Origin of the sequence: Polaromonas naphthalenivorans CJ2 (assembly GCF_000015505.1) — a bacterium.
Classification (GTDB): domain Bacteria; phylum Pseudomonadota; class Gammaproteobacteria; order Burkholderiales; family Burkholderiaceae_C; genus Polaromonas; species Polaromonas naphthalenivorans.
Window position 1 is genome coordinate 3,618,583 of record NC_008781.1, and the last position, 22,672, is coordinate 3,641,254.

The following is a 22,672-nucleotide window of genomic DNA, read 5'->3' on the forward strand; positions in this document are numbered from 1 at the left end:
GTGTTGATAAAGTTTTTCAAAATTTTTCGCGAAACATGGCTGGTCAGGCCGGTGGATCGGCTCCTCCTGAATGGGTTCGGAGCCAGGGGCAGCCGAAGAAGCGGGGCATTGTGGTCATCAGAAGTTCCCCACGAACCAGTCTTTGACCCGGCCAAAGGCGCTGTGCATGCTGCCGGCTTTTTGTGACACCTTGAAACCGCGAATGCGGGCCAGCCGGGCTTCTTCAAGCAACCCCATCACAGTGGCCGCCCGGGTCTGGGCCACCATGTCCGACAGCGCACCGGAATAGCGCGGCAGGCCGCGCCGCACCGGCTTGAGAAAAATGTCTTCGCCGAGTTCGATCATGCCAGGCATCATCGCGCTGCCGCCGGTGATGACGATGCCCGAGGACAGCACCTCTTCATAGCCTGATTCACGGATCACCTGCTGCACCAGCAGGTAAATTTCCTCGACACGCGGCTCAATCACGCCGGCCAGCGCCTGCTTGCTCAGCATGCGTGGGCCGCGGTCGCCCAGGCCCGGCACTTCGACCTGGGTGTCGGGGTCGGCCAGCAGCTGTTTGGCGCAACCGTTTTCAACCTTGATGTCCTCGGCGTCCTTGGTGGGCGTGCGCAGCGCCATGGCGATGTCGCTGGTGATCAGGTCGCCGGCAATCGGGATCACGGCGGTGTGCCGGATGGCGCCGCCGGTAAAAATCGCCACGTCGGTGGTGCCGGCGCCGATATCGACCATCGCCACGCCCAGTTCCTGCTCGTCCTGCGTCAGCACCGACTGGCTGGACGCCAGCGGGTTGAGCATCAGCTGGTCCACTTCCAGGCCGCAGCGGCGCACGCACTTGATGATGTTTTCAGCCGCGCTTTGGGCGCCGGTCACGATATGCACCTTGGCCTCCAGGCGCAGTCCGCTCATGCCGATGGGCTCGCGCACATCCTGGCCGTCGATCACGAATTCCTGCGGCTCGACCAGCAGCAGACGCTGGTCGGTCGAGATGTTGATGGCCTTGGCGGTTTCGATGACACGGGTCACATCGGCCTGCGTGACTTCCTTGTCCTTCACCGCCACCATGCCGCTGGAATTGATGCCCCGGATATGGCTGCCGGTGATGCCGGTGAAGACGCGGCCGATCTTGCAGTCGGCCATGAGTTCGGCCTCCTTGAGGGCCTGCTGGATGCTATGCACGGTGGCGTCGATGTTGACCACCACGCCGCGTTTAAGACCCTGGCTGGCGGCAATTCCCAGGCCGGCCAGCTTGAGCTGGCCGCCGGGCATGACTTCGGCGACCACGACCATGATCTTGCTCGTCCCGATGTCCAGCCCTACCACCAGATCTTTGTATTCTTTGGCCATTGATTTACCTTTTCTTTTTTTTCTCGTCTTTGTCACCGATCTCGCCGGTGGTGACGCCTCGGAGCTTGAGCGCATAGCCGCTGCCGTAACGCAGGTCGGCTGACTCCACATCGCGTCCAAACCGGGACGCCACCTGCGTCACCGTGTCAATAAACCGCCGTGTACGCGCCTGGACTTCAGCCAGCGAGCCATGCCCCAGTTCAATCACGGCGCCGCTGTCGAGTTGCGCGCGCCAGTTGCCCAGCTCACTCAGCTGCAACTGCTCCAGCACCGCATCCATCTCTTCAAACAGGGGAAGGAGCGTCTGATAAGCCTGCAACACCTGCGGCGCCTGACCCTTGGGTCCGCTGAGCAGCGGCAACTCCTCGGTTTCGACGTCGCCCGGGTTGGCCTCGAACACTTCACCCTGGTTGTTGACCAGCCGGGCATCGCCTTCCGGCCCCCAGTAGGCCACGGCCTTGTGCTCATAAAGCACGACCTTCAGGCGATTTGGAAATTCGCGCTGCACCACGGCCCGGCGAACCCAGGGCACGGTCTCGAAGGCTTCGCGAGTCGCTTCCAGATCGACCGTGAGGAAATTGCCAGCCAGCTTGGGCGCCACGTTGGCACGCAGGGTGACGGCGTTGTTGTGCGTCAGTTCACCGCCGACCCGGATGGCGCTCAGGTTGAATGCCGGCTGGTGTACCAGCCAGGCCATGCCCAGCGACAGCACCATGGCGGCAAAACCCAGGCACAGAAGCACCGACACGGTGTTCATGAGCCTGACGTCTGGCGGCAGGGGTACTGGCAGTGGCATGGTGCGGCTCACGGCAGGCTTCCATCCCGGGGCTGGTGGTCGAGCAATGCGGTTTTCAGCACTTCAACGCACAGCGCTTCATAGGAAATGCCGGCCGCCCGTGCGGACATCGGCACCAGCGAGTGCCCGGTCATGCCGGGCGAGGTATTGATCTCCAGCAGGTAGGGCTTGCGCGTGGCCTGGTCGATCATCACATCGGCGCGTGCCCAGCCACGGCAGTTGAGCGTGCGAAAGGCCTGCAGCACCAGTTGCTGGATGGCGGCTTCCTCGCCGGCGGGCAGCCCGCAGGGCACCAGGTATTGCGTGGTGTCGGTGAAGTATTTGTTCTGGTAGTCGTAGTTGCCCTCGGGCGCCACGATGCGGATCACCGGCAGCGCCCGCGCCTGCTCGCCGGTGCCCAGCACCGGGCAGGTCACTTCGTCGCCGCTGATGAACTGCTCGCAGAGAATGTCGGCATCCATCTTTTCGGCCAGCGCGACGGCTGCGGCCATGGCAGCTCGTTCGGTGACCTTGCTCAGGCCCAGCGATGAGCCTTCGCGCGCGGGCTTGACGATCAGCGGCAAGCCCAGCGTATCGACGATGGCATCGACCTGTGCCGGGCTATAGCCGCCCCGGCGCAGCAGCACATAGCGCGGCGTGGGCAGGCTTTCGGACAGCAGCAGGCGCTTGGTCATGACCTTGTCAATCGCCATGCTCGACGCCATGACGCCCGAGCCGGTGTAGGGAATGCCGAGCAGTTCGAGCGCGCCCTGCACCGTGCCGTCTTCGCCGAAGCGGCCATGCAGCGCGATGAAACAGCGCGCAAAGCCGCCCGTTTTCAGCTCGCCCAGGTCGCGCTCGGCCGGATCGAAGGCATGGGCATCAATGCCTTGCGAGCGCAGCGCCTGCACCACGCCGCTTCCTGACATCAGCGAAATTTCACGCTCGGCGGAGCGCCCGCCCATGAGGACGGCGACCTTGCCAAAACTGGAGGGATTCGGGCTCATGCGCATTGTCCTTCCAGCACGTTCACTTCCTGAAACTGCAGCATGGCAACGACCTTGGCCGGCACCAGCCCGATGGAGCCGGCACCCATGCACATGACGATGTCGCCGTCCTGCGCCGCATCCACGATCGCCTGGGGCATGTCATGGATGCTGTCCACGAAAACCGGCTCGACCTTGCCGGCCACGCGCAGGGCACGCGCCAGGGAGCGGCCGTCGGCGGCCACGATGGGCGTTTCGCCGGCGGCATACACCTCGGCCAGCAGGACCGCATCGGCATGGCTGCTGATCACCTTGACGAAATCCTCGAAACAGTCGCGGGTGCGGCTGTAGCGGTGCGGCTGAAAAGCCAGCACCAGCCGCCGCCCCGGAAACGCACCGCGCGCAGCCGACAGCGTGGCGGCGACTTCTACCGGGTGATGGCCGTAATCTTCAATCACCGTGAACCGGCCGCCGTCCCGGGCAGGCAGTTCGCCGTAGCTCTGGAAGCGCCGCCCCACCCCGGTGAAATCGGAAAGCGCCTTTTGCACGGCGGCGTCCGGCACGTTCAGCTCGACCGCAACGGCGATGGCTGCCAGGGCGTTGAGCACGTTGTGCTGTCCGGCCAAATTAAGCACCACGTCCAGGTCGGGCAGCTTGACGCCATTGCGCCGCTGCGCGGTGAAATGCATTTGCGCACCGACGGCACGCACATTGATGGCGCGCACCTGGGCTTCTTCGTTCAAGCCATAGCTGGTGATGGGGCAGGACATCTCGGGAACGATCTGGCGAACCACCGGGTCATCGGTGCACAGGATCGCCGTGCCGTAGAAAGGCATGCGGCGCAGAAAATCGACAAAGGCCTTCTTGAGATTGCCAAAGTCGTGCCCATAGGTTTCCATGTGGTCAGCGTCGATATTAGTCACCACCGCCATGACGGGCAGCAGGTTCAGGAAGGATGCATCCGACTCATCGGCCTCGACCACGATGTAGTCGCCCGAACCCAGCTTGGCATTGGCGCCGGCGCTGTTGAGCCGGCCACCGATCACGAAGGTCGGGTCCAGGCCGCCTTCGGCCAGCACGCTGGCCACCAGGCTGGTGGTGGTGGTTTTGCCATGGGTTCCGGCAATCGCAATGCCCTGCTTGAAGCGCATCAGCTCGGCCAGCATCAGCGCGCGCGGCACCACGGGAATGTGTTTTTCGCGCGCGGCCAGCACTTCGGGGTTGTCGGCATGCACCGCCGTGGAAGTCACCACCGCATCGACATCGACCAGGTTGGCTGCGGCATGGCCAACAAAGGTCTGGATGCCCAGGCCGGCCAGGCGCTGCAGCGTGGCGCTGTCGGACAGGTCAGAGCCGGAGATGACATAGCCCAGGTTGTGCAGGACTTCGGCAATGCCGGACATGCCCGCGCCGCCCAGGCCGATGAAATGGATGTGCTTGATGGCGTGTTTCATGGCGCAAGCTCCTCGCAGGCGGCGACAAGATGGGAAGTGGCATCGATTTTTTGCATGGTTTTGGCTTGTAGCGCAGACTGCACAAGCGCAAGGCGCTCTGTTTTTTGTAGCATTGTGGCAAGGATTGAAGGGGTAAGGTCACGCTGCTGCACCAGCCAGCCGCCGCCATGCGCAACCAGAAATTTCGCATTGACGGTCTGGTGGTCATCCACGGCAGAGGGAAAGGGAACGAACAGCGCCGCAGCGCCAACGGCGGCAATCTCGGTCACCGTGCTGGCGCCCGCGCGGCAGATGATGAGGTCGGCATCGGCAAAGGCCTGGGCGGTGTCTTCGATGAAAGGGGTCAGTTCGGCATTCACACCGGCGGCCTGGTAGTTGGCGCGCAGCGCTTCAAGCTGGCGGGCGCCGCTTTGATGGATGACTTGCGGACGGCTTGCCGCCGGAATCAGGGCCAGGGCCTTGGGAACCAGTTCATTCAGGGCGGTAGCGCCCAGGCTGCCGCCGACCACCAGCAGTTTGAGCGGCCCGCGTCTCTGGGCAAAGCGGACAGCCGGATCAAGCTGGCGGGTAAAGGCCGGGCGCAGCGGATTGCCCACCCACTCGGCTTTTTTAAGCACGTCGGGAAAGGCGGTAAAGACACGGTCCGCCACGCTGGCCAGCACCTTGTTGACCATGCCGGCGACCGAATTTTGCTCATGCAGCACCAGCGGCTTGCCCAGCAGAACGCTCATCATGCCGGCCGGAAAGGCGATGTACCCACCCAGGCCCACCACCACATCGGGCTTGACGCGCCGGATGACCTGCACGCTCTGCCAGAAGGCCTTGAGAAGACGCAGGGGCAACAGCGCCAGCGTGACCGGACCTTTGCCGCGCACGCCGGAAAAGTCGATGGTTTCGAAGGAAAATCCGCGCGGCGGTACCAGCTGGCTTTCCATGCTGGGGCGGGCCGCGCTGCCCTTGCCGCCCAGCCAATGCACGCGCCAGCCGCGCTCGCGCAAGGCTTCGGCCACGGCCAGGCCGGGAAAGATATGGCCGCCGGTCCCGCCGGCCATCACCAGAGCGCAGCGCTGCCGGCTCATACGCGGCCTCCGCGCATCAGAACGCGGTTCTCGTAGTCGATCCTGAGCACCACACCCAGCGCAATCAGGTTCATCACGATGGCCGATCCGCCGTAGCTCATCAGCGGCAGCGTCAGGCCCTTGGTGGGCAAGGCACCCAGGTTCACGCCGATGTTGATGAAGGTCTGAAAACCCATCCAGATGCCGACACCCTGGGCCACCAGCCCAGAGAACAGCCGGTCAAGCGCGATGGACTGGCGGCCAATGTGGATGATGCGGCGAATCATCCACAGGAACAGGCCAATCACCACCAGCACGCCAATGAGGCCAAACTCTTCGCCGATCACGGCCATCAGGAAGTCGGTATGCGCTTCAGGCAGCCAGTGGAGTTTTTCGATGCTGCCGCCCAAGCCAACGCCAAAGATTTCACCCCGGCCAAAGGCAATCAGCGAGTGTGACAGCTGGTAGCCCTTGCCCATGGAGTATTTTTCGTTCCACGGGTCCATGTAGGCAAAAATCCGCTCGCGCCGCCATTCACTGAGCATCACCATCATGCCAAAAGCCACCACCACCACGGCTGAAATGACAAAGAACATCCGGGCATTGACACCGCCCAGAAAAAGAATCCCCATGGCAATGACCGAAATCACCATGAAAGCACCCATGTCAGGTTCGGCCAGCAGAAGCACGCCGACGATGCCGACCGCAAAAGCCATCGGCAGCACGGCGCGAAAGAAGCGTTCCTTGACTTCCATCTTGCGCACCATGTAATTGGCGGCATACAGAAGCACGGCGAATTTCGCCAGTTCCGAGGGCTGGAAGTTCATGAACCCCAGGGGAATCCAGCGCCGCGCGCCATTGACGCCCTTGCCGATAAAGGGAACCAGCACCAGCACCAGCAGCGCCAGGGAAGCCAGAAACAGCCAGGGAGCGTATTTTTCCCAGGTTGACATCGGTATCTGAAACGCCAGATAGGCGGCGAGCGCAGCCATGACCAGCGAAAACACATGCCGTGTCAGGAAAAAGGTATGGGCATAGCGCGCAAACTTGGGGTTGTCAGGCATGGCCACCGAGGCCGAATACACCATGACCAGTCCCGACAGCAGCAAGGCCACCGTGACCCAGACCAGCGCCCAGTCCAGTCCTGCCAGGCGAACCGGCGTTGCCAGCTTGACAGGAAGGCTGCGACCGCCCAGGCGGACCGGCAAGGCATCCGAAGCGGCCTTGCCGAAACCTGAAAACCAACCGGATCTCCAGTTGGAAGGACGTGTTTTGGCGGTCACAGCACAGCCCCCTGTTCCACGGCCAGTTCCTGCACCGCCTCGCAAAAGACCCGGGCGCGATGCTCATAGTTGTCGAACATGTCAAAACTGGCGCAGGCCGGCGACATCAGCACCGCGTCGCCCGGGCGGGCCTGGCCGGCCGCCAGGCTGACGGCTTCCTGCATGGACGCGGCGTCCAGCAGTTCTACCCGGCTGCCTTGCAGTGCGGCCCGAATAAGCGGCGCGTCACGGCCTATCAGCACCACGACACGGACATAACGCGCCACCGGATCGGCCAGCGGCGAAAAATCCTGTCCCTTGCCTTCGCCGCCCAGAATCAGCACCAGCTTGCGCTCGCTGCCCAGGCCGGCCAGCGCCGCGACCGTGGCGCCGACATTGGTGCCCTTGCTGTCGTCAAAATACTCAATCCCCTCCAGCACGGCCACGGATTCAACCCGGTGCGGCTCGCCCCGATATTCGCGCAGGCCATGCAGCATGGGCGCCAGCGGACAACCCACGGCAACCGCCAGGCCGAGCGCGGCCAGCGCATTGGTGGCGTTGTGGCGGCCCTGGATACGCAGGGCTTCGAGTGGCATCAGGCGCTGGATGTGCAGCACCAGCTCTTCAGCCTTGCGGCGCTTGATGGTTTCATCAGCCTCTGCCGCGCGCACCAGCCAGGCCATGCCGTTGACGGTTTCAATCCCGTAGTCGCCGGGACGCTTGGGCTCATCGCCGCCAAACGTCAGGTAGCTTCGGCCTGGTTTGCCCTTCACCAGTGCGGGCACTGCCGTCATCACCAGGGGATCATTGCGATTCAGCAGCATGAGTCCACTGCGGCCATAGACATGCGACTTGGCAGCGGCATAAGCCGGCAGGGTTTCATGCCAGTCCAGGTGATCCTGGGTGATGTTCAGGACCGTTGCCACGTCAGGCTCGAAGTTCGTCACGCCATCGAGCTGGAAGCTGGACAGCTCCAGCACCCAGAATTCAGGCAGCGCTGCTGACGGATCACGGGCATGTTCGTCGAGCTTGCCGGTCAGGGTGTCGAGCAGCGTCGGGCCGATATTGCCGGCAACCGCCACCGATTTCCCGGCACGCTCAATGAGCTGGCCGGTCAGCGAGGTCACCGTGGTTTTGCCGTTGGTGCCGGTGATGCCGACCACCTTCGGTGCATAAGCCAGGTCTTCCTTCAAGTCGGCCAGCGCCTGTGCAAACAGGCTGAGTTCGTTGCCGCAAGGAATGCCTTGCGCTTGGGCCGCCGCCAGCACACCGCTGATGGAGGCAGGCGACAGGCCGGGGCTTTTCAGCACCAGGTCGAAGGCGGTGCCAGCCAGCAGCGCCCCGTCCATCGGGGAAGTCACGAATTTGGCCGCCGGCACACTGTCTTGCAAGGACGCCAGCTGCGGCGGTGCAGACCGGGTATCAGCCACGGTGACATGCGCGCCGCAGCGGACGCACCAGCGCGCCAGCGCCAGACCCGAAGCACCCAGCCCCAGGACAAGAATGTTTTGATGCGCCAGGTTTTTCATCTGAGCTTGAGCGTTGAAAGGCCGACCAGGCACAGCAGCATGGTGATGATCCAGAAACGGACAACCACCTGGGTTTCCTTCCATCCGCATTTTTCAAAATGATGATGCAGCGGCGCCATCTGGAAAAGCCGTCGGCCCTGCCCGTAGCGCCGCTTGGTGTATTTGAACCAGGTCACTTGCAACATGACCGACAGGGCCTCGACGACAAAAATCCCGCCCATGATGGCCAGCACGATTTCCTGGCGCACGATGACGGCGATGGTGCCCAGCGCCGCGCCCAGCGCCAGCGCGCCCACGTCGCCCATGAAGACCTGCGCCGGATGGGTGTTGAACCACAAGAATGCCAGCCCGGAACCGGCCATGGCGGCGCAAAAGATCAGCAGTTCGCCCGAGCCCGGAATATGCGGGAACAACAGGTATTTGGAATACACCGAACTGCCGGTCACATAGGCAAACACGCCCAGCGACGAGCCGACCATGACCACCGGCATGATGGCCAGTCCATCGAGTCCGTCGGTCAGGTTGACGGCATTGCTGGAGCCGACGATCACCAGATAGGTCAGGATCACGAACCCGAACACGCCCAGCGGATAGCTGATCTCCTTCATGAAGGGCACCAGCAAACCGGCCTTGGGCGGCAGATTGACATCCAGCCCCGAGCGCACCCAGTTCATGAACAACTCCAGCACCCGAAGATTGGAACTTTCGGAGATGCTGAACACGAGGTACAGGGCGGCAATCAGCCCAACGACCGATTGCCAGAGATATTTTTCACGCGAACGCATGCCTTCCGGATCCTTGAGCACCACCTTGCGCCAGTCATCGACCCAGCCGATGGCGCCGAAACCCAGGGTGACCAGCAGCACGATCCAGACAAAGCGGTTGGACAGGTCGAACCACAGCAGGGTCGAGATGCCGATGGCCAGCAAAATCAGCACGCCGCCCATGGTTGGCGTGCCGCTCTTGCTCAAATGTGTCTGCATGGCGTATTCGCGGATCGGCTGGCCAATCTTGAGTGAAATCAGCCGGCGAATGACGAAGGGGCCGGCCAGCAAGCCAATCAGCAGCGCCGTCATGGCAGCCATCAGGGCACGAAAAGTCAGGTACTGGAATACCCGCAGGAATCCCAACTCGGGGGAAATGGTCTGGAGCCATTGGGCCAGGCTAAGCAGCATGAGGCTCTTTCTTCTCGTAGGGTTGTAAATCGCTACCGGCGGTCACGACGGCCTGAACGATGCGCTCCATCTTCATGAATCGCGAGCCTTTCACCAAAATGCTTGTGACATGAGGAAGCTCTGCCACCACGGCGGCGGTCAGTTCAGCCATGTCGCTGAAATGGCAGCCTTCGCCAAAAGCGGCGCATGCGCCTTGCGACTGCTCGCCCAGCGTGAAGAGTTTTTCAATACCTTGCGCAGCGGCGTTGCGGCCGGCTTCGTCGTGAAATTGCGGCCCCTGGCTGCCGACTTCGGCCATGTCGCCCATGACCAGCAGGCGCGGTCCGGGCAACTCGGCCAGAACCTGAATGGCCGCCTGCATGGAGTCGGGATTGGCGTTGTAGGTGTCGTCGATCAGGGTCAGGCTGCGCCCCTGCAGCGGGACCGACAGGGCGCGCGAGCGGCCCTTGACCGGCACAAACGCTGACAGGCCGGCGGCGATGAAGGACAGCGGCACACCGGCCGCAAGTGCGCTGGCGGTTGCGGCTAATGCATTCTTGACGTTGTGCCGCCCTGCGATATGCAGTGAAAATTCAATCGGACCAGAAGGAGTTTGAGCTTCTACCTGCCAGCCATCGCCTTCCCAGCGAGCGCTGGCAGTCACATCGGCCGGCGCAGCGAGCGCAAAAGTCAGCACCTGCCGCTCTCCCGCCAGACGGCGCCAGACAGCGGTATAAACGTCGTCCGCCGGAAAAACTGCAATCCCGTCCGCATCAAGCGACGCCAGCACGGAACCGTTTTCTTGGGCAACCGCTTCCACCGTTGCCATGAACTCAAGGTGTTCCCGCTGGGCGTTGTTGACCAGCGCCACCGAGGGCCGGGCCAAATGAGCCAGATAGGCGATTTCGCCGGGGTGGTTCATTCCCAGCTCGATCACGCCGACCTGGTGTGAAGCGCGCAGGCGCAGCAGCGTCAGCGGCACGCCGATGTCATTGTTGAGGTTGCCTTCGGTCGCCAAGGCCGCGTCCGGCTTCCAGGCCCGAAGAATGGCCGCAATCATCTGCGTCACCGTGGTTTTCCCGTTGCTTCCGGTGACGGCAATCAGCGGCAGGCCGAATTGCGAACGCCAGCCGGCGGCAAGCTGGCCCAACGCCAGCCGGGTGTCCGCGACTTCGAGACCGGGCAACCCGGCCTCCCGCAAACCGTGCTGGGCGATGGCTGCCACGGCGCCCTGCGCCCTGGCTTGCGGCAGAAATTCATGCGCATCGAAATGCTCTCCCTTGAGCGCCACGAACAGGTCGCCGGGCTGCAGGCTGCGCGTGTCGGTATGAACGCGCAGGGGCACGACATGGCCATCGCCCACCAGCCGGGCCGACGGCAAGCAGCCCAAGGCTTGCTGCAAGCTCATCATGCGGCCTCCTCCGCTTGGCGCGTTGCCACCAGGGCATCCAGGATGGCTTGCGCCTGGTCCCGGTCAGAAAATGCAAACTTCACTCCCTTGATCTCCTGATAATTTTCATGTCCTTTGCCCGCCAGCAGGACGACATCCTGCGGCTGGGCGAGTTGCAGCGCATGGGCTATGGCTGCACGCCGGTCTTCCTGCACATGCGCGACCTGTGGCCGGCTCAGCCCCTTGAGCATCTGCCCGATGATGGTCACAGGGTCTTCACTGCGCGGGTTGTCGCTGGTGATCACCAGCTGATCTGCATTTTTTTCCGCCGCAGCCGCCATCAAGGGGCGTTTGCCGGCATCACGGTCACCACCGCAGCCAAAAACACACCAGAGCCGGCCGCCCCGGCCCTGTGCAACCGGGTTGAGCGCCGTCAGCACTTTTTCAAGTGCATCGGGCGTGTGCGCGTAATCAATGACAACCAAGGGCAGACCGGGAACTGCCAGGGTTTCGGTGCGACCGGGCACGGGCAACAGGTCGGCACAGGCCGCCACGGCGTCGGCCAGCGGCACATCCATTGCCCGCAGGCTGGCCATGACGCCCAGCAAATTCGACACGTTGTAGAGGCCGACCATGGGGGTTGAAATTCTGTGGCGCTCGCCGCCTTCAACCACGTCAAAGCTCAAGTCATGCGCGCCTTGGCAGATGGCCTGAGCCTGAAGCCTTGCAGGACCGGCGCACGACAAGGTCCAGACGTCCAGCGAAGTACCCGCCAGCGCAGCGCTCAACTCCAGGCCCCGGCTATCGTCCACATTGATGATGGCCGCGCGCAGACCAGGCCAGTTGAACAGCATCTGCTTGGCGCGCCAGTAGTCCGGCATGGACGCGTGGTAGTCGAGATGGTCCTGGGTGAAATTGGTGAAAACAGCAATCTGTATGCGTGTTCCATCCAGGCGCCCCTCTTCAAGGCCAATCGAAGAGGCTTCAAGGGCACAGGCGGCGAAGCCTTCATCCGCAAAACGCCGCAGTTGCTGCTGCAGCAGCACAGGGTCGGGCGTGGTCAGCCCGTTGGCCACCATGGCACCGGGCTCGCCAATGCCCAGCGTTCCGACAATGCCGCATTTGCGGCCCAGCCGGCCGAGGGCCTGCGCCAGCCACCAAGCTGTGGAGGTCTTGCCATTGGTGCCGGTGATGGCCGTTACCTGCAACTGCTCGCTGGGCGCTCCAAAATAAGCAGCGGCCATTGGGCCGGTTGCCGCCTTGAGTCCCGCATAAGTTGCAACCCGGTCATCATTGAAACCGTAAGCCTGCGCGCCCGCATGTTCGACCAGGCAGGCGCTTGCTCCGGCAGCCAGGGCGGCATTGACATAGTTGCGGCCATCGGTGGCCGCACCCGGCCAGGCGATAAAACCGTCGCCCTGGCCTGCCTTGCGGCTGTCGGCCGAGAGCGTACCTATGACGCGCTCATGCAGCCAGCAGGCGGCTTGCTCAGGGGTGTGAAGTTGCATGGCGGTCAAAACGACTCCTCCACCGTCTGCGTGATGATTTGCGGTTTCACGCTCACGTCGGGCTGCACGCCCATCATGCGCAGCGTCTGCTGAACCACTTCGCTGAACACCGGCGCGGCGGCAATGCCGCCGAAGTATTTGCCATCGCTCGGCTCGTCGATCATGACGCCGACGATGATGCGCGGCGATTCAATCGGTGCCATGCCGGTAAACCAGGCGCGGTATTTGTTGCTGGCATAGCCTTTGCCGACCTGCTTGTGCGCTGTGCCCGACTTGCCGCCGACCGAGTAGCCGACGGTCTGGGCAAGCTGGCCCGTGCCGCCTGGTGCTGCCGCCATCTGGAGCATCCGGCGCACGGCGCGCGCATTTTCTGGAGAAAATACCTTGACGCCGACAGCGGGCTCACTTCTCTTGAGCATGGTGGCCGGAATGATCTGGCCGTCGTGGGCAAAAGAGGTGTAGGAATGCGCCATCTGGAACAGCGAGGCCGACAGTCCGTAGCCATAAGCCATGGTGGCCTGCTCAACCGGCCGCCAGGTCTTCCAGGGCCGCAGCCGGCCCGACACCGCACCGGGAAACTCGATCTTGGGTTTCTGGCCGTAGCCGAGGGCCACATAGGTATCCCACATCTCGTGCGGCGTCATCTTCTGCGCGATTTTCAGCGCGCCAACATTGCTGGACTTCTGGATCACACCCTCGACGGTCAAGGTGCCGTAGTTGTGGGTGTCGCTGATGGTGAAGCCACCGATGCTAAAGCGGCCGGGGCCGGTTTCAATCAGGGTCTGCGGCTTGATGCGGCCAGCCTCCAGCGCCATGGCCACAGTGATGGGCTTCATCGTTGAGCCGGGCTCGAAGGTGTCAGTCACCGCCCGGTTGCGCAGTTGCTCGCCGGTCAGGTTCTGGCGCTTGTCAGGCACATAGCTTGGATAATTGGCCAGCGCCAGCACCTCGCCAGTGATGGAATCAATCACCACCACGCTGCCGGCCTTGGCCTTGCGCGCGATCACCGCATCACGCAACTTCTGATAGGCAAAAAACTGCACCTTGCTGTCAACGCTGAGCTGGATGTCTTTTCCGTCAACCGGCGGAACCTGCTCGCCGACGCCTTCGACCACGCGGCCCAGCCGGTCCTTGATGACGCGCCGTGAGCCGGCCTTGCCTGAAAGCTCTTTATTGAAGGTCAGCTCGATGCCTTCCTGGCCCTTGTCTTCCACGTTGGTGAAACCGACGATGTGCGCGATGGTTTCACCTTCGGGATATTTGCGCTTGTATTCCTTGCGCTGGTAAATGCCGGGAATGCCGAGCGCATGGATTTTCTGGGCGACCGGTTCTTCAAGCTGGCGCTTGACCCAGACAAAAGTCTTGTCCTCGTCGCCGAGCTTCTTGTTCAGCTCGGCCAGGGGCATTTCAAGCAATTTGGCGAGTTCGGCAAGCTGGGCGGGACTGGCCTTGACATCTTCAGGAATGGCCCAGATGCTGGAGGCGGGCACGCTGGAGGCCAGAATCAGCCCATTGCGGTCCAGGATGCGGCCCCGGTTGGCGGGCAACTCCAGGGTCCGTGCAAACCGCACCTGGCCCTGCCGCTGGAAAAATGCGTTGGCATACACCTGGATATAGGCCGCCCTGATGGCCAGACCTGTAAACAACAGCGCAATCAGAGCCACGATGAGCTTGCTGCGCCAGACAGGCGTTTTGCTGGCCAGCAAGGGGCTTGAGGTGTAGAGAACGCTTTTGCTGCTCATGGCTGTGCCTTCTGCCCGGCAGCCGACGCCACATCGGCTGCGGACTTGTACTTGACGTACTCGGTAATGGCAGGGGTGGTCGTACGCATCTGCAGACGATCCCTGGCCAGTTTCTCGATTTTCAAAGGAGTCGCTTCAGAACGCTTTTCCACCTGCAGTCGCTCACTCTCGGTTTCTATCTTTCGGCTCTGCGCGGCGGCCTTTTCAAGCTCCACGTAAAGACGCCGCGACTCATACTGGGTCTGCACCAGATACAGCGCGCTGACCAGTACGGCCAGCAACAGCACAAAATTCAGGCGACCCATGGCCGGCTCTCGCAGGTGATTGCAAAAAGATCGTTCCCGCCAGCAACGCAAAGCCTCAAGCTGTTCATGCGGCTTCTCCCGTACGCTCGGCGACCCGCATCACGGCGCTGCGTGAGCGTGGATTGCCGGCAACTTCCTCTTCGCTCGCCTTGGTGCGGCCCAGCGCCTTGAGTTGCATGACTTTGGGCGCAGCAAAGGGCGCACGCCGGTCATACACTTCGCGCGAATGCGCTGCGATAAATTGCTTGACGATGCGGTCTTCAAGCGAATGAAAACTGATCACCACCAGGCGGCCGCCCGGCTGCAGCACCTTGAGCGAAGCCTGCAGCGCCTGCTGCAGTTCTTCGAGCTCTGCGTTGATGAAAATCCGTAGCGCCTGGAAGGTGCGCGTTGCCGGATCCTTGCCCGGCTCGCGGGTCTTGACCGCACTGGCCACGACGTCAGCCAGTTCGGCGGTGGTCTGAAGCGGACCATGTTCCTGCCGGCGCCTGTCAATCGCCCTGGCCACCAGACCGGCAAAGCGCTCTTCGCCATAGTCGCGGATCACCTCTGTCATGGCTTCGATGGAGGCATCCTGCAGCCACTCGGCCACGCTCTGGCCACGCGTGGTGTCCATGCGCATGTCCAGGGGGCCTTCATTGCGGAAGGAAAAACCGCGTTCCGGGTTGTCAATCTGGGGTGAACTCACGCCCAGGTCCATCAGCACGCCCGCTACGCTGGCCTGCGGCATCTGGTCCAGATGCATGAAACCCTGATGGCGGATGGAAAACCTCGGGTCGTCGATGGATTGGGCCTCTGCAATGGCGTCAAGATCCTTGTCAAAGGCCGTCACGCGGCCGAGCGCCGACAGTTGCGACAGCAGCAGGCGTGAATGTCCTCCGCGACCAAAAGTCGCGTCGATGTAATGACCGTCCGGGTTGACCTGAAGCGCCGTGATGGCTTCGTTCAACAGGACGGTGCGGTGTGTCCATGTGCCCTTCACCATCTACTTTCAAAAAGAAAAATCTTTAAAGACATCGGGCATTTCGCCCTTCATCTGCTCGGCCTCCTGCGCCGCATAGGTTGCAGCGTCCCAGAGTTCAAAATAATTGCCCATGCCCAGCAAAACCGCATCCTTGCTGATGCCGGCGGCCTTGCGCAGTTCAGGCGAAACCAGGATGCGACCGGTCGCGTCCATCGCGACATCCATGGCGTTTCCCAAAAAAATCCGTTTCCACCACTGAGCCTGCATGGGCAGTGAAGCGATACGCTCGCGAAATTTCTCCCATTCGCTCAGGGGAAAAATCATGAGGCAGCCGTGCGGGTGTTTGGTGATGGTGAATTGGCCAGAATGACTTGCGCCCAAAGCATCCCGGTGACGGGCAGGCACGGAAAGCCGGCCTTTTGCATCGAGAGCCAGAAATGACGCACCTTGAAACACTCTTGAAAACCCTCTATCGAACACTTTTCACCACCAAACTGCACATTTTCCCACTGTATCAGGGAACCCCCTGCCAGCCCGGAATCTGACACAAATTCTTTCAATGAAATCAATAACTTAGAGGGGTATGTGAATGCTGCTCAGGGCTCTAAAGTTGTTTAATATGAATTACTTGAGGTCAATACCTAAAGTTAAGCATGAAGAATGTCGCGCACAGGAAGACCAGTCAAAAGGCGATGCGAGCAGGTCTTTTGCGGATTTTGATTACGTCGGTCGTTTCTGGTTCAGGATGAGGATATCAGCATCGCAAACCGGTCTGAACAGCTTGCCTGACGCCCTTGAGCCACCAGCATCGGGAGCTAGCAAAAATGTAGCATGCAGTCACAGCGGCAAGCTTGAACATGCTTTTTTACTCGCTGTCGAGATGCAAACCCCCGTTCGATGATTTTCTAGCAAGGAAATTTAAATCCAGAAAGAGCTTTCTCGGTCAAAAATCGCTACAAAGTGTTTTACTTGCAACAAATGATTAACATTTTTTTTAGCCGCAGACCATGCCAAGAATGGATTCAAAAAAATATCTGAGGCTGCCGGGCAGCCCATCCATTTCAGTCGTTGCGAGCCACCACCTTGGCGTACTCGATAATTCCAATCACATTGAAAAAAGCGGCAACCAGTCGATTGACTTCGGAAAACTCAACGATGCGGTTTTCTGATTGACGGGCAGCCACCCAATTGAGCAGCATGCCGGCAGCAGAAAAATCGACGCGGATCAGCTTGCCGCAGCAAATCTGCATTCTGTCTGCACCTACCAGACTGGCCTCCAGCCGGTCCATCACGGCAACCGCATCGCCTTGAATCTGGCCGGAGAGGTCAACTGACAAAAATCGGACAGGCGGGCTGGTGGTACGGAAATCCAGCACGGAATCTGGCTCCAATTGCAGCAGGCTGGAATAGACGGTTTCGCTGGTAGGCGCTCCGATAATGGTGGCCCGGCCCCTGGCGTCGCCATATTCATCGAGTGATTTGTAATCGCATTGAGCGATTTCCCATGCTGGCGGAGACACTTCGTAGGTGATGCAGAAATCAAGCGCCGCGAGTTCAAAATCATCAGGCCGATGAATGACGCGCAATACCTCCAGGCGCAATAGCCACCATCTCTGATCAGTGCCTCGCTCACCGGAAGGCGTTGCCTTGAGCAGCACTTCGCGCAGTTGTTCATCGCCCATGAAACGCAACTGCACAGCCTGGGCCGCCCAGCCGCTGAATAATTTATGCAGGAGGTCAAGGGCGGAAGCCTCAATCGTCTTGAGGTGGCTCCAGTCCAGGCGCCACGGCATGGCAGAACGGCCAATAGCCGCATTCAGTACACCGACCGACTGCATTCCCAATGACGAAGGGCAAATCCAGTCCGCAGACGCGCTCTCCTGATTTTCCTGGTCCGCAGGCTGGGCAAGCGCCTTGACCATTTCGGGCAATGAAAACCATTGAGGCGCCGAGCGGCTGAAACGTTCGGCGAATTCAACAGCTGCCGCTTCGAACTTGTCCTGCTCCCCGGTAGCGCGGTACAGGTCAAACAGCGTCAGCCAGGTATAGGCATGGTTGGCGCGCAGGGCGCCAGGCGCCAGAATTTCCAGCAAACCGGCTTCAGCGCCTGCATCATCGCCATTGGCAAACAAGATGGCAGCTTCTTCAAGCTCGGCATCATGGACGATCGGTTCATGTTCCTGTTCCTGTTCCTGCCCCTGAAGGGGCATGAGATCGGAACTCATGGAAGCCATCATGTCCACCGTGCTGCTTTCCCGAGATTTGTCAATGCTGGGCGGCGCCGCCTGGAACGGGCGCTGTTGAGGCAGGCCTTGCAGAAGATCGCCCAGCAAGGGGGCTTGCGCGGACAGATCGGCCGGATGTCCCAAATCCATTGCGCCAGCCGGCATCGTCGGCTGATACTCCAAAGGCTGCAGACTGTCCAGTGGAGCCTGCTCCGCGTGCTCTTGCGGAATGTGCAACGGCGCCGGCTCGGTCTTGGCGCTTGAGGCGGTCTGATTCTTGGTTTTCCACCATTGCATCGACATCTGCGCTTCAATCTCATCGATCTTCTTGAGCGTCGATGCACGGTCGTCCACGTGGGAGGTGAGGCTGCTTTGAAAAAATGAAGGCGTACTGCCTGCACCCGGCGCGGTTTCAGCCAGCGCTTCAAGCTTTCGCAACTTTCGCAACATGTCGAATTCACGCTTGCGCACAAAATCGTTGCGCCGTTTGCGCTCGATCATCTCGTTGAGCAATTGCTTGTTGACCGAGTCGTCCTTGTTGCCGTCAACGGAATCGAGTTCCGTCCAGTTGGTGGCCGGATTGCGAACAAACTTGACCAGCTTGGACAACAAGCCTGAAGCGGTATCGTCTTTGGACATGTTGGGAAGTAAAAAGAGGACGCTGGAATTACAGCTTCAGTCGCCGAACATTTTTTGCTTGAGTTCACGCCGCTGCTGCGCTTCGAGCGACAGATTGGCCGTTGGGCGGGCAATCAGGCGGCCGACACCGATGGCTTCGCCGGTTTCATCGCAGTAGCCATAGTCGCCCGAATCGATGCGGGCAATCGACTGCTCGATTTTCTTGAGCAGCTTGCGTTCGCGGTCGCGCGTACGCAGTTCAAGCGCATGCTCTTCTTCAATCGTGGCACGGTCCGCCGGATCGGGAACGATGGCGGCGTCTTCGCGCAGGTGCTCGGTGGTCTGGCCGGCGCTGTTGTGGATTTCCTGCTTGAGCACCGACAGCCTGTGGCGGAAAAAAGCCAGCTGGACTTCGTTCATGTACTCGGAATCAGGCATCGCCTTGATTTCCTGGTCGGTCAGCTGGTTGGCCGGCTTGGTTTTCCAGTTGTCGGCAAGTTGCGGATCCTTGGGAGCGGCCGCGTGGACGGGCGGCGCAATTACGCGTTCAGTCATGGTGGAGTAGCTGGCTTTGGCTGCGTCGGGCGCATGGGTGGGCACCATCGGTGCGGGCGTGGGAGTCTGGATGGCGGTGCGGGCCGAACTTCTGCGGCCGGGTTTCAAGGGCGCGGAGTCCATGCGCACAGGCGCGGCAACCGGCACCGTGAGGACGGACCTGACGGTCTTGCCGTCTTTCGCTGCCGGCTTGGCGACGGCGCTGGCTGCTGGCTTGACCGGGGTGGCCTGGGCAGACGTCTTGATTTTCTTCTCTGGGGTGTTCACTGAGTCTCTCCTCTGGGAAGCGGCCCGGAGTAATGTTCCAAACCGCTTCTTTGCCTGATTGCCGTCGGGCATTCAGGCCCTATCTGGTGCCAGATGATCTGGTGTGTCTGCGCCGATCCAGCCAATGAGGCCACTTTAACGCGGCGTTCAGCCCATGGGGTGAGCTGGTCTTTCTCTGGCTGGCTTCCCGATTCGGTTTTCCGGGTATTTTGGTCGGCGCGCGATTGTAACGGCTCGCTGGCCCGGAGCATCGAATTGAAAAATAATCCCGGGAGAATCGACACCTTCATTCGCTTTTTTCATCCTTTTCACTGGACTCAGGCTTCACACTCCTTCAGTCTGCCTCAAACCAGGCACTGCTCCAGGCCCTGCACGAAAATATCTTTCGGCAGGTCGATGCCGATGAAAACCATCTTGCTGGTTTTTTTCTCGCCCTCAAGCCAGGCAGGCCCCAGATCGCTGCCCATGAGCTGGTGCACGCCCTGGAAAATCACCTTGCGCTCGGTGCCCTCCATGTTCAGCACGCCCTTGTAGCGCAGCATGCGCGGGCCGTAGATATTGACCACCGCGCCCAGGAAATCTTCGAGCTTGGCCGGGCTGAAAGGCTTGTCGGAGCGGAACACAAAGCTTTTGACATCGTCGTCATGGTGATGGTGGCTGCCCTGCTCCGCCGCATGCGAAGGATGGTCGCAATGCTCGCCGTGTTCATGGTCGTGATGATCATGGTCGTGCGGCTCGTCGGCCTTGAGGAAGTCGGGGTCGATGTCGAGCTTGGCGTTGAGGTTGAAGCCGCGCAGGTCAAACACGTCGGCAATCGCCACCTCGCCAAAATGCACGGCTTTTTGCGGCGCGCGCGGGTTCATGTGCGTCAGGCGATGCATCAGCGCCTGCACTTCGCCTTCCGCCACAAGGTCGGTCTTGCTGATGAAAATCTGGTCGGCAAAACCGATCTGGCGGCGCGCCTCCTGGCGGTCATCGAGCTGGGTTTGCGCATGCTTGGCATCGACCAGCGTCAGGATGGAGTCGAGCAAATACTGCTCGGCGATTTCCTCGTCCATGAAAAAGGTCTGCGCCACCGGGCCGGGATCGGCCAGGCCGGTGGTTTCAATCACCACGCGGTCAAACGCCAGCAGGCCCTTGCGCTTCTTGGCGGCCAGCAGTTGCAGCGTCTCGCGCAGGTCTTCGCGAATCGAGCAGCAGATGCAGCCGTTGTTCATCTGGATGATGTTTTCCTGCGTGTCATTGACCAGGATTTCGTTGTCGATGTTTTCTTCGCCAAACTCGTTCTCGATGACGGCAATCTTCTGGCCGTGGGCCTCGGTCAGGATGCGCTTGAGCAGCGTGGTTTTGCCCGAGCCGAGAAAGCCGGTGAGGATGGTGACGGGAATCAAGCTCATGGTGTTTACCTAAAACAGGGACAGGAATGCAGGTTGGCGGCCAAGCGAAGATGGGGAGTTTAGCCGCGCCTTCAAGCCCTGAACCCTCACTGCCAGTCGTGCCTGTGCGAATTGTTCACAAACTGCCTGTCGATGCGTCAGGCGGACTTTCAGAAAGGTTTGGCCAAAACGGCGCTTGGCAGCCTGCACCACAGGGCCGCCCAGCGCTGTCGCAAGCCAGGGGCATCGACGACCTTGAACCGGACAGCAGGTCCGTGCGGCGCCGCCTGGATTTGAATCCAGCCGGCGGCATCGGCTTCATACAGCGCATCGGCCTTGGCGCACACCTGCAGCGAAACGATGCGCTCAGCCAGCCAGACCTGCCTGAAAACACGGGCCGAACCTTCAACGGGCAGTACGCGGGCGCCGCGCCGCAGGGAAAGGTGCATAGTCTGGCCAGGAGCGAGTTGCCCGACGAACGAAGAGGTGGGTTGCATGGCGTGAATCTTTCATCAGGTTGAAAAGATGCTCAATGCTAGGCACTCATGCTTTTCCAGAACAGCCACAGCCCGGCGCTTTCTCGACCGGAACAGGCGTGTTGAAACCGCATCTGTTATGGTTGTTTCAGGCTTCGGCTGTATCTGTTTTTTTCATTTGAAACCGCCCAAGATGGCCCATGACCATGACCCAGCCCACCCGGCATGAGCCGATCTACCAGCGCCTGGCCTCGCATTACCGGGACGTGATCCATGCCGGCTCGCTGGCGCCCGGCGACCGCATGCCCAGCCTGCGCACGCTGATGCGCCAGCATGCGGTGAGCCTGTCCACGGTGCTGCAGTTCAGCCGGCAGCTGGAAAGCGAAGGCTGGCTGGAGGCGCGGCCGCGCTCGGGCTACTTCGTGCGCCATCCGCGCCGCAGCGCACTGGCGCGGGTGGCCGAACCGCGGCTGGATGTGGCGCCCGATCCTGCGCAATATGTCGGCATCCATGCCCGAGTGTCGGAATTCGTGGCGCGCCGCCGGCTCCAGCCGAGCAAGATCGATTTTTCGGCAGCGCGTTGCGCACCCGAGCTGTACCCCGGCGAGGCGCTGAAAAATGCTGCCATTCGGGCGCTTCGGCGTCAGCCCGATCTGCTGGTCAGCCCTTCGCAGGCCAGAGGCTCGCGGCACTTGCGCTCGGTGCTGGCCAAGCGCGCGATCAATATCGGGCTGGCCCTGTCGTCCGAGGACATCCAGATCACCAACGGCTGCATCGAGGCCCTGAACATTGCACTGCGCGCGGTGGCCCAACCGGGCGACACGATTGCAGTCGAATCACCGACCTTCTACGGCCTGCTTCAAATCCTGGAAAGCCTGAACATGCGGGCGCTGGAAATACCCACCAGCCCCGAAACCGGCATGTCCACCGGGGCGCTGGAACTGGCGCTGCAGACCTATCCGGACATCAAGGCGGTCGTCGTGGTGCCGCACCTGCAAAATCCGCTGGGCAGCATGATGCCGGCAGCGCACAAGCAGCAGTTGCTGCGGCTGTGCCAACACCATGACATCGCGCTGATCGAGGACGATTCCTACAGCGAACTGGCCAACCGCAGCGATGCCCAGGCCGCATCGATCCGGGCGATCAAGTCCTGGGACACGGGCGGCCAGGTGATCTATTGCGCCTCGCTGCACAAGACGCTGGCGCCGGGCCTGCGCCTGGGCTGGATGGCGGCGGGTCGCTGGCAGGCGCGGGTGGAAATGCTGAAGTACGCGCAAACCCGCAGCAACGAGGAGCTGCCACAGCTGGCAGCCGCCGAATTCATGGCCTCCAGCCAGTATGACCGGCACCTGCGCACGCTGCGCGGCAAACTCGATGTACAGCGCGCCAAGACCGCCGAGGCGATTGCCACCTATTTCCCGGCTGGCACGCGCATGAACCTGCCCGATGGCGGGCTGACGCTGTGGGTCGAGCTGCCCGGCCAGCTTTCGTCCGGAGCCGTGTTCGATGCGGCCCTGGACGCGCAGATCCTGGTGGCGCCCGGCTGGCTGTTTTCCAACTCCCGGCGTTTTGACCACTTTGTGCGCCTCAACTGCGGCTGGCCCTATGACGCTGTCCTGGACCGGGGTTTGCGCGGACTGGGCGAGATCGTCGGCAGGCTGGCCCATCGGCTGGAATGAAC

The 22,672-nt window shown here is 61.4% G+C and carries 20 protein-coding genes; 1 reads left to right on the forward strand and 19 read right to left on the reverse strand.

Annotated elements, in window-relative coordinates; genetic code table 11:
• Nucleotides 1-117 precede the first annotated feature (117 nt).
• From ftsA to PNAP_RS17130, 19 genes are all read right to left on the reverse strand, one after another.
• A complete protein-coding gene (ftsA, locus tag PNAP_RS17040; RefSeq protein ID WP_011802781.1) occupies nucleotides 118-1,347 on the reverse strand; it encodes a cell division protein FtsA in 1,230 nt (409 codons plus the stop codon).
• Between the two features lie 4 nt (nucleotides 1,348-1,351).
• Entirely contained in the window at nucleotides 1,352-2,143 is a 792-nt protein-coding gene (locus PNAP_RS17045) for a cell division protein FtsQ/DivIB (protein WP_011802782.1), read from the reverse strand.
• Between the two features lie 8 nt (nucleotides 2,144-2,151).
• Complete coding sequence (locus tag PNAP_RS17050; RefSeq protein WP_011802783.1) at nucleotides 2,152-3,129, reverse strand: D-alanine--D-alanine ligase; 978 nt, start codon at nucleotides 3,127-3,129, stop codon at nucleotides 2,152-2,154.
• Nucleotides 3,126-4,562, reverse strand: coding sequence for a UDP-N-acetylmuramate--L-alanine ligase (gene murC / locus PNAP_RS17055; protein WP_011802784.1), 1,437 nt, complete (start codon nucleotides 4,560-4,562; stop codon nucleotides 3,126-3,128). The genes PNAP_RS17050 and murC overlap by 4 nt, the downstream gene beginning before the upstream one ends.
• The gene (gene murG / locus PNAP_RS17060) at nucleotides 4,559-5,641 is read right to left on the reverse strand and encodes an undecaprenyldiphospho-muramoylpentapeptide beta-N-acetylglucosaminyltransferase (RefSeq protein WP_011802785.1); all 1,083 of its coding nucleotides are present in this window, start codon (nucleotides 5,639-5,641) and stop codon (nucleotides 4,559-4,561) included. The genes murC and murG overlap by 4 nt, the downstream gene beginning before the upstream one ends.
• A complete protein-coding gene (gene ftsW, locus PNAP_RS17065; RefSeq protein WP_011802786.1) occupies nucleotides 5,638-6,903 on the reverse strand; it encodes a putative lipid II flippase FtsW in 1,266 nt (421 codons plus the stop codon). The genes murG and ftsW overlap by 4 nt, the downstream gene beginning before the upstream one ends.
• The gene (murD, locus tag PNAP_RS17070) at nucleotides 6,900-8,411 is read right to left on the reverse strand and encodes a UDP-N-acetylmuramoyl-L-alanine--D-glutamate ligase (protein WP_011802787.1); all 1,512 of its coding nucleotides are present in this window, start codon (nucleotides 8,409-8,411) and stop codon (nucleotides 6,900-6,902) included. Before murD ends, ftsW begins: the two co-directional genes overlap by 4 nt.
• The gene (gene mraY / locus PNAP_RS17075; protein WP_011802788.1) at nucleotides 8,408-9,586 is read right to left on the reverse strand and encodes a phospho-N-acetylmuramoyl-pentapeptide-transferase; all 1,179 of its coding nucleotides are present in this window, start codon (nucleotides 9,584-9,586) and stop codon (nucleotides 8,408-8,410) included. The genes murD and mraY overlap by 4 nt, the downstream gene beginning before the upstream one ends.
• The gene (locus tag PNAP_RS17080; protein ID WP_011802789.1) at nucleotides 9,576-10,976 is read right to left on the reverse strand and encodes a UDP-N-acetylmuramoyl-tripeptide--D-alanyl-D-alanine ligase; all 1,401 of its coding nucleotides are present in this window, start codon (nucleotides 10,974-10,976) and stop codon (nucleotides 9,576-9,578) included. The genes mraY and PNAP_RS17080 overlap by 11 nt, the downstream gene beginning before the upstream one ends.
• Nucleotides 10,973-12,463, reverse strand: coding sequence for a UDP-N-acetylmuramoyl-L-alanyl-D-glutamate--2,6-diaminopimelate ligase (locus PNAP_RS17085; protein ID WP_011802790.1), 1,491 nt, complete (start codon nucleotides 12,461-12,463; stop codon nucleotides 10,973-10,975). Before PNAP_RS17085 ends, PNAP_RS17080 begins: the two co-directional genes overlap by 4 nt.
• 5 nt (nucleotides 12,464-12,468) lie before the next feature.
• Nucleotides 12,469-14,205, reverse strand: a complete 1,737-nt coding sequence (locus PNAP_RS17090) for a peptidoglycan D,D-transpeptidase FtsI family protein (RefSeq protein WP_011802791.1) — start codon at nucleotides 14,203-14,205, stop codon at nucleotides 12,469-12,471.
• The gene (ftsL, locus tag PNAP_RS17095) at nucleotides 14,202-14,510 is read right to left on the reverse strand and encodes a cell division protein FtsL (protein ID WP_011802792.1); all 309 of its coding nucleotides are present in this window, start codon (nucleotides 14,508-14,510) and stop codon (nucleotides 14,202-14,204) included. The genes PNAP_RS17090 and ftsL overlap by 4 nt, the downstream gene beginning before the upstream one ends.
• A 64-nt stretch (nucleotides 14,511-14,574) precedes the next feature.
• Nucleotides 14,575-15,495 (reverse strand): 16S rRNA (cytosine(1402)-N(4))-methyltransferase RsmH, encoded by a 921-nt coding sequence (gene rsmH, locus PNAP_RS17100; protein WP_011802793.1) that lies wholly within the window; start codon nucleotides 15,493-15,495, stop codon nucleotides 14,575-14,577.
• A gap of 6 nt (nucleotides 15,496-15,501) precedes the next feature.
• On the reverse strand, nucleotides 15,502-15,909 hold the full coding sequence (gene mraZ, locus PNAP_RS17105) for a division/cell wall cluster transcriptional repressor MraZ (protein ID WP_232290826.1): 408 nt from the start codon (nucleotides 15,907-15,909) through the stop codon (nucleotides 15,502-15,504).
• Nucleotides 15,795-16,034 (reverse strand): hypothetical protein, encoded by a 240-nt coding sequence (locus PNAP_RS27945; protein ID WP_232290839.1) that lies wholly within the window; start codon nucleotides 16,032-16,034, stop codon nucleotides 15,795-15,797. Before PNAP_RS27945 ends, mraZ begins: the two co-directional genes overlap by 115 nt.
• Nucleotides 16,035-16,535: 501 nt before the next feature.
• Nucleotides 16,536-18,200, reverse strand: coding sequence for an STAS domain-containing protein (locus PNAP_RS17110; RefSeq protein WP_232290714.1), 1,665 nt, complete (start codon nucleotides 18,198-18,200; stop codon nucleotides 16,536-16,538).
• 174 nt (nucleotides 18,201-18,374) lie between these two features.
• Entirely contained in the window at nucleotides 18,375-19,211 is an 837-nt protein-coding gene (gene dksA / locus PNAP_RS25820; RefSeq protein WP_011802796.1) for an RNA polymerase-binding protein DksA, read from the reverse strand.
• A gap of 272 nt (nucleotides 19,212-19,483) precedes the next feature.
• Entirely contained in the window at nucleotides 19,484-20,536 is a 1,053-nt protein-coding gene (locus PNAP_RS17125) for a CobW family GTP-binding protein (protein WP_011802797.1), read from the reverse strand.
• Between the two features lie 149 nt (nucleotides 20,537-20,685).
• Nucleotides 20,686-21,012 (reverse strand): hypothetical protein, encoded by a 327-nt coding sequence (locus PNAP_RS17130; RefSeq protein ID WP_011802798.1) that lies wholly within the window; start codon nucleotides 21,010-21,012, stop codon nucleotides 20,686-20,688.
• A gap of 179 nt (nucleotides 21,013-21,191) precedes the next feature.
• Between PNAP_RS17130 and PNAP_RS17135 the strand changes: the two genes are divergently transcribed.
• Complete coding sequence (locus PNAP_RS17135) at nucleotides 21,192-22,670, forward strand: aminotransferase-like domain-containing protein (RefSeq protein ID WP_011802799.1); 1,479 nt, start codon at nucleotides 21,192-21,194, stop codon at nucleotides 22,668-22,670.
• The last annotated feature ends 2 nt before the right edge of the window (nucleotides 22,671-22,672 follow it).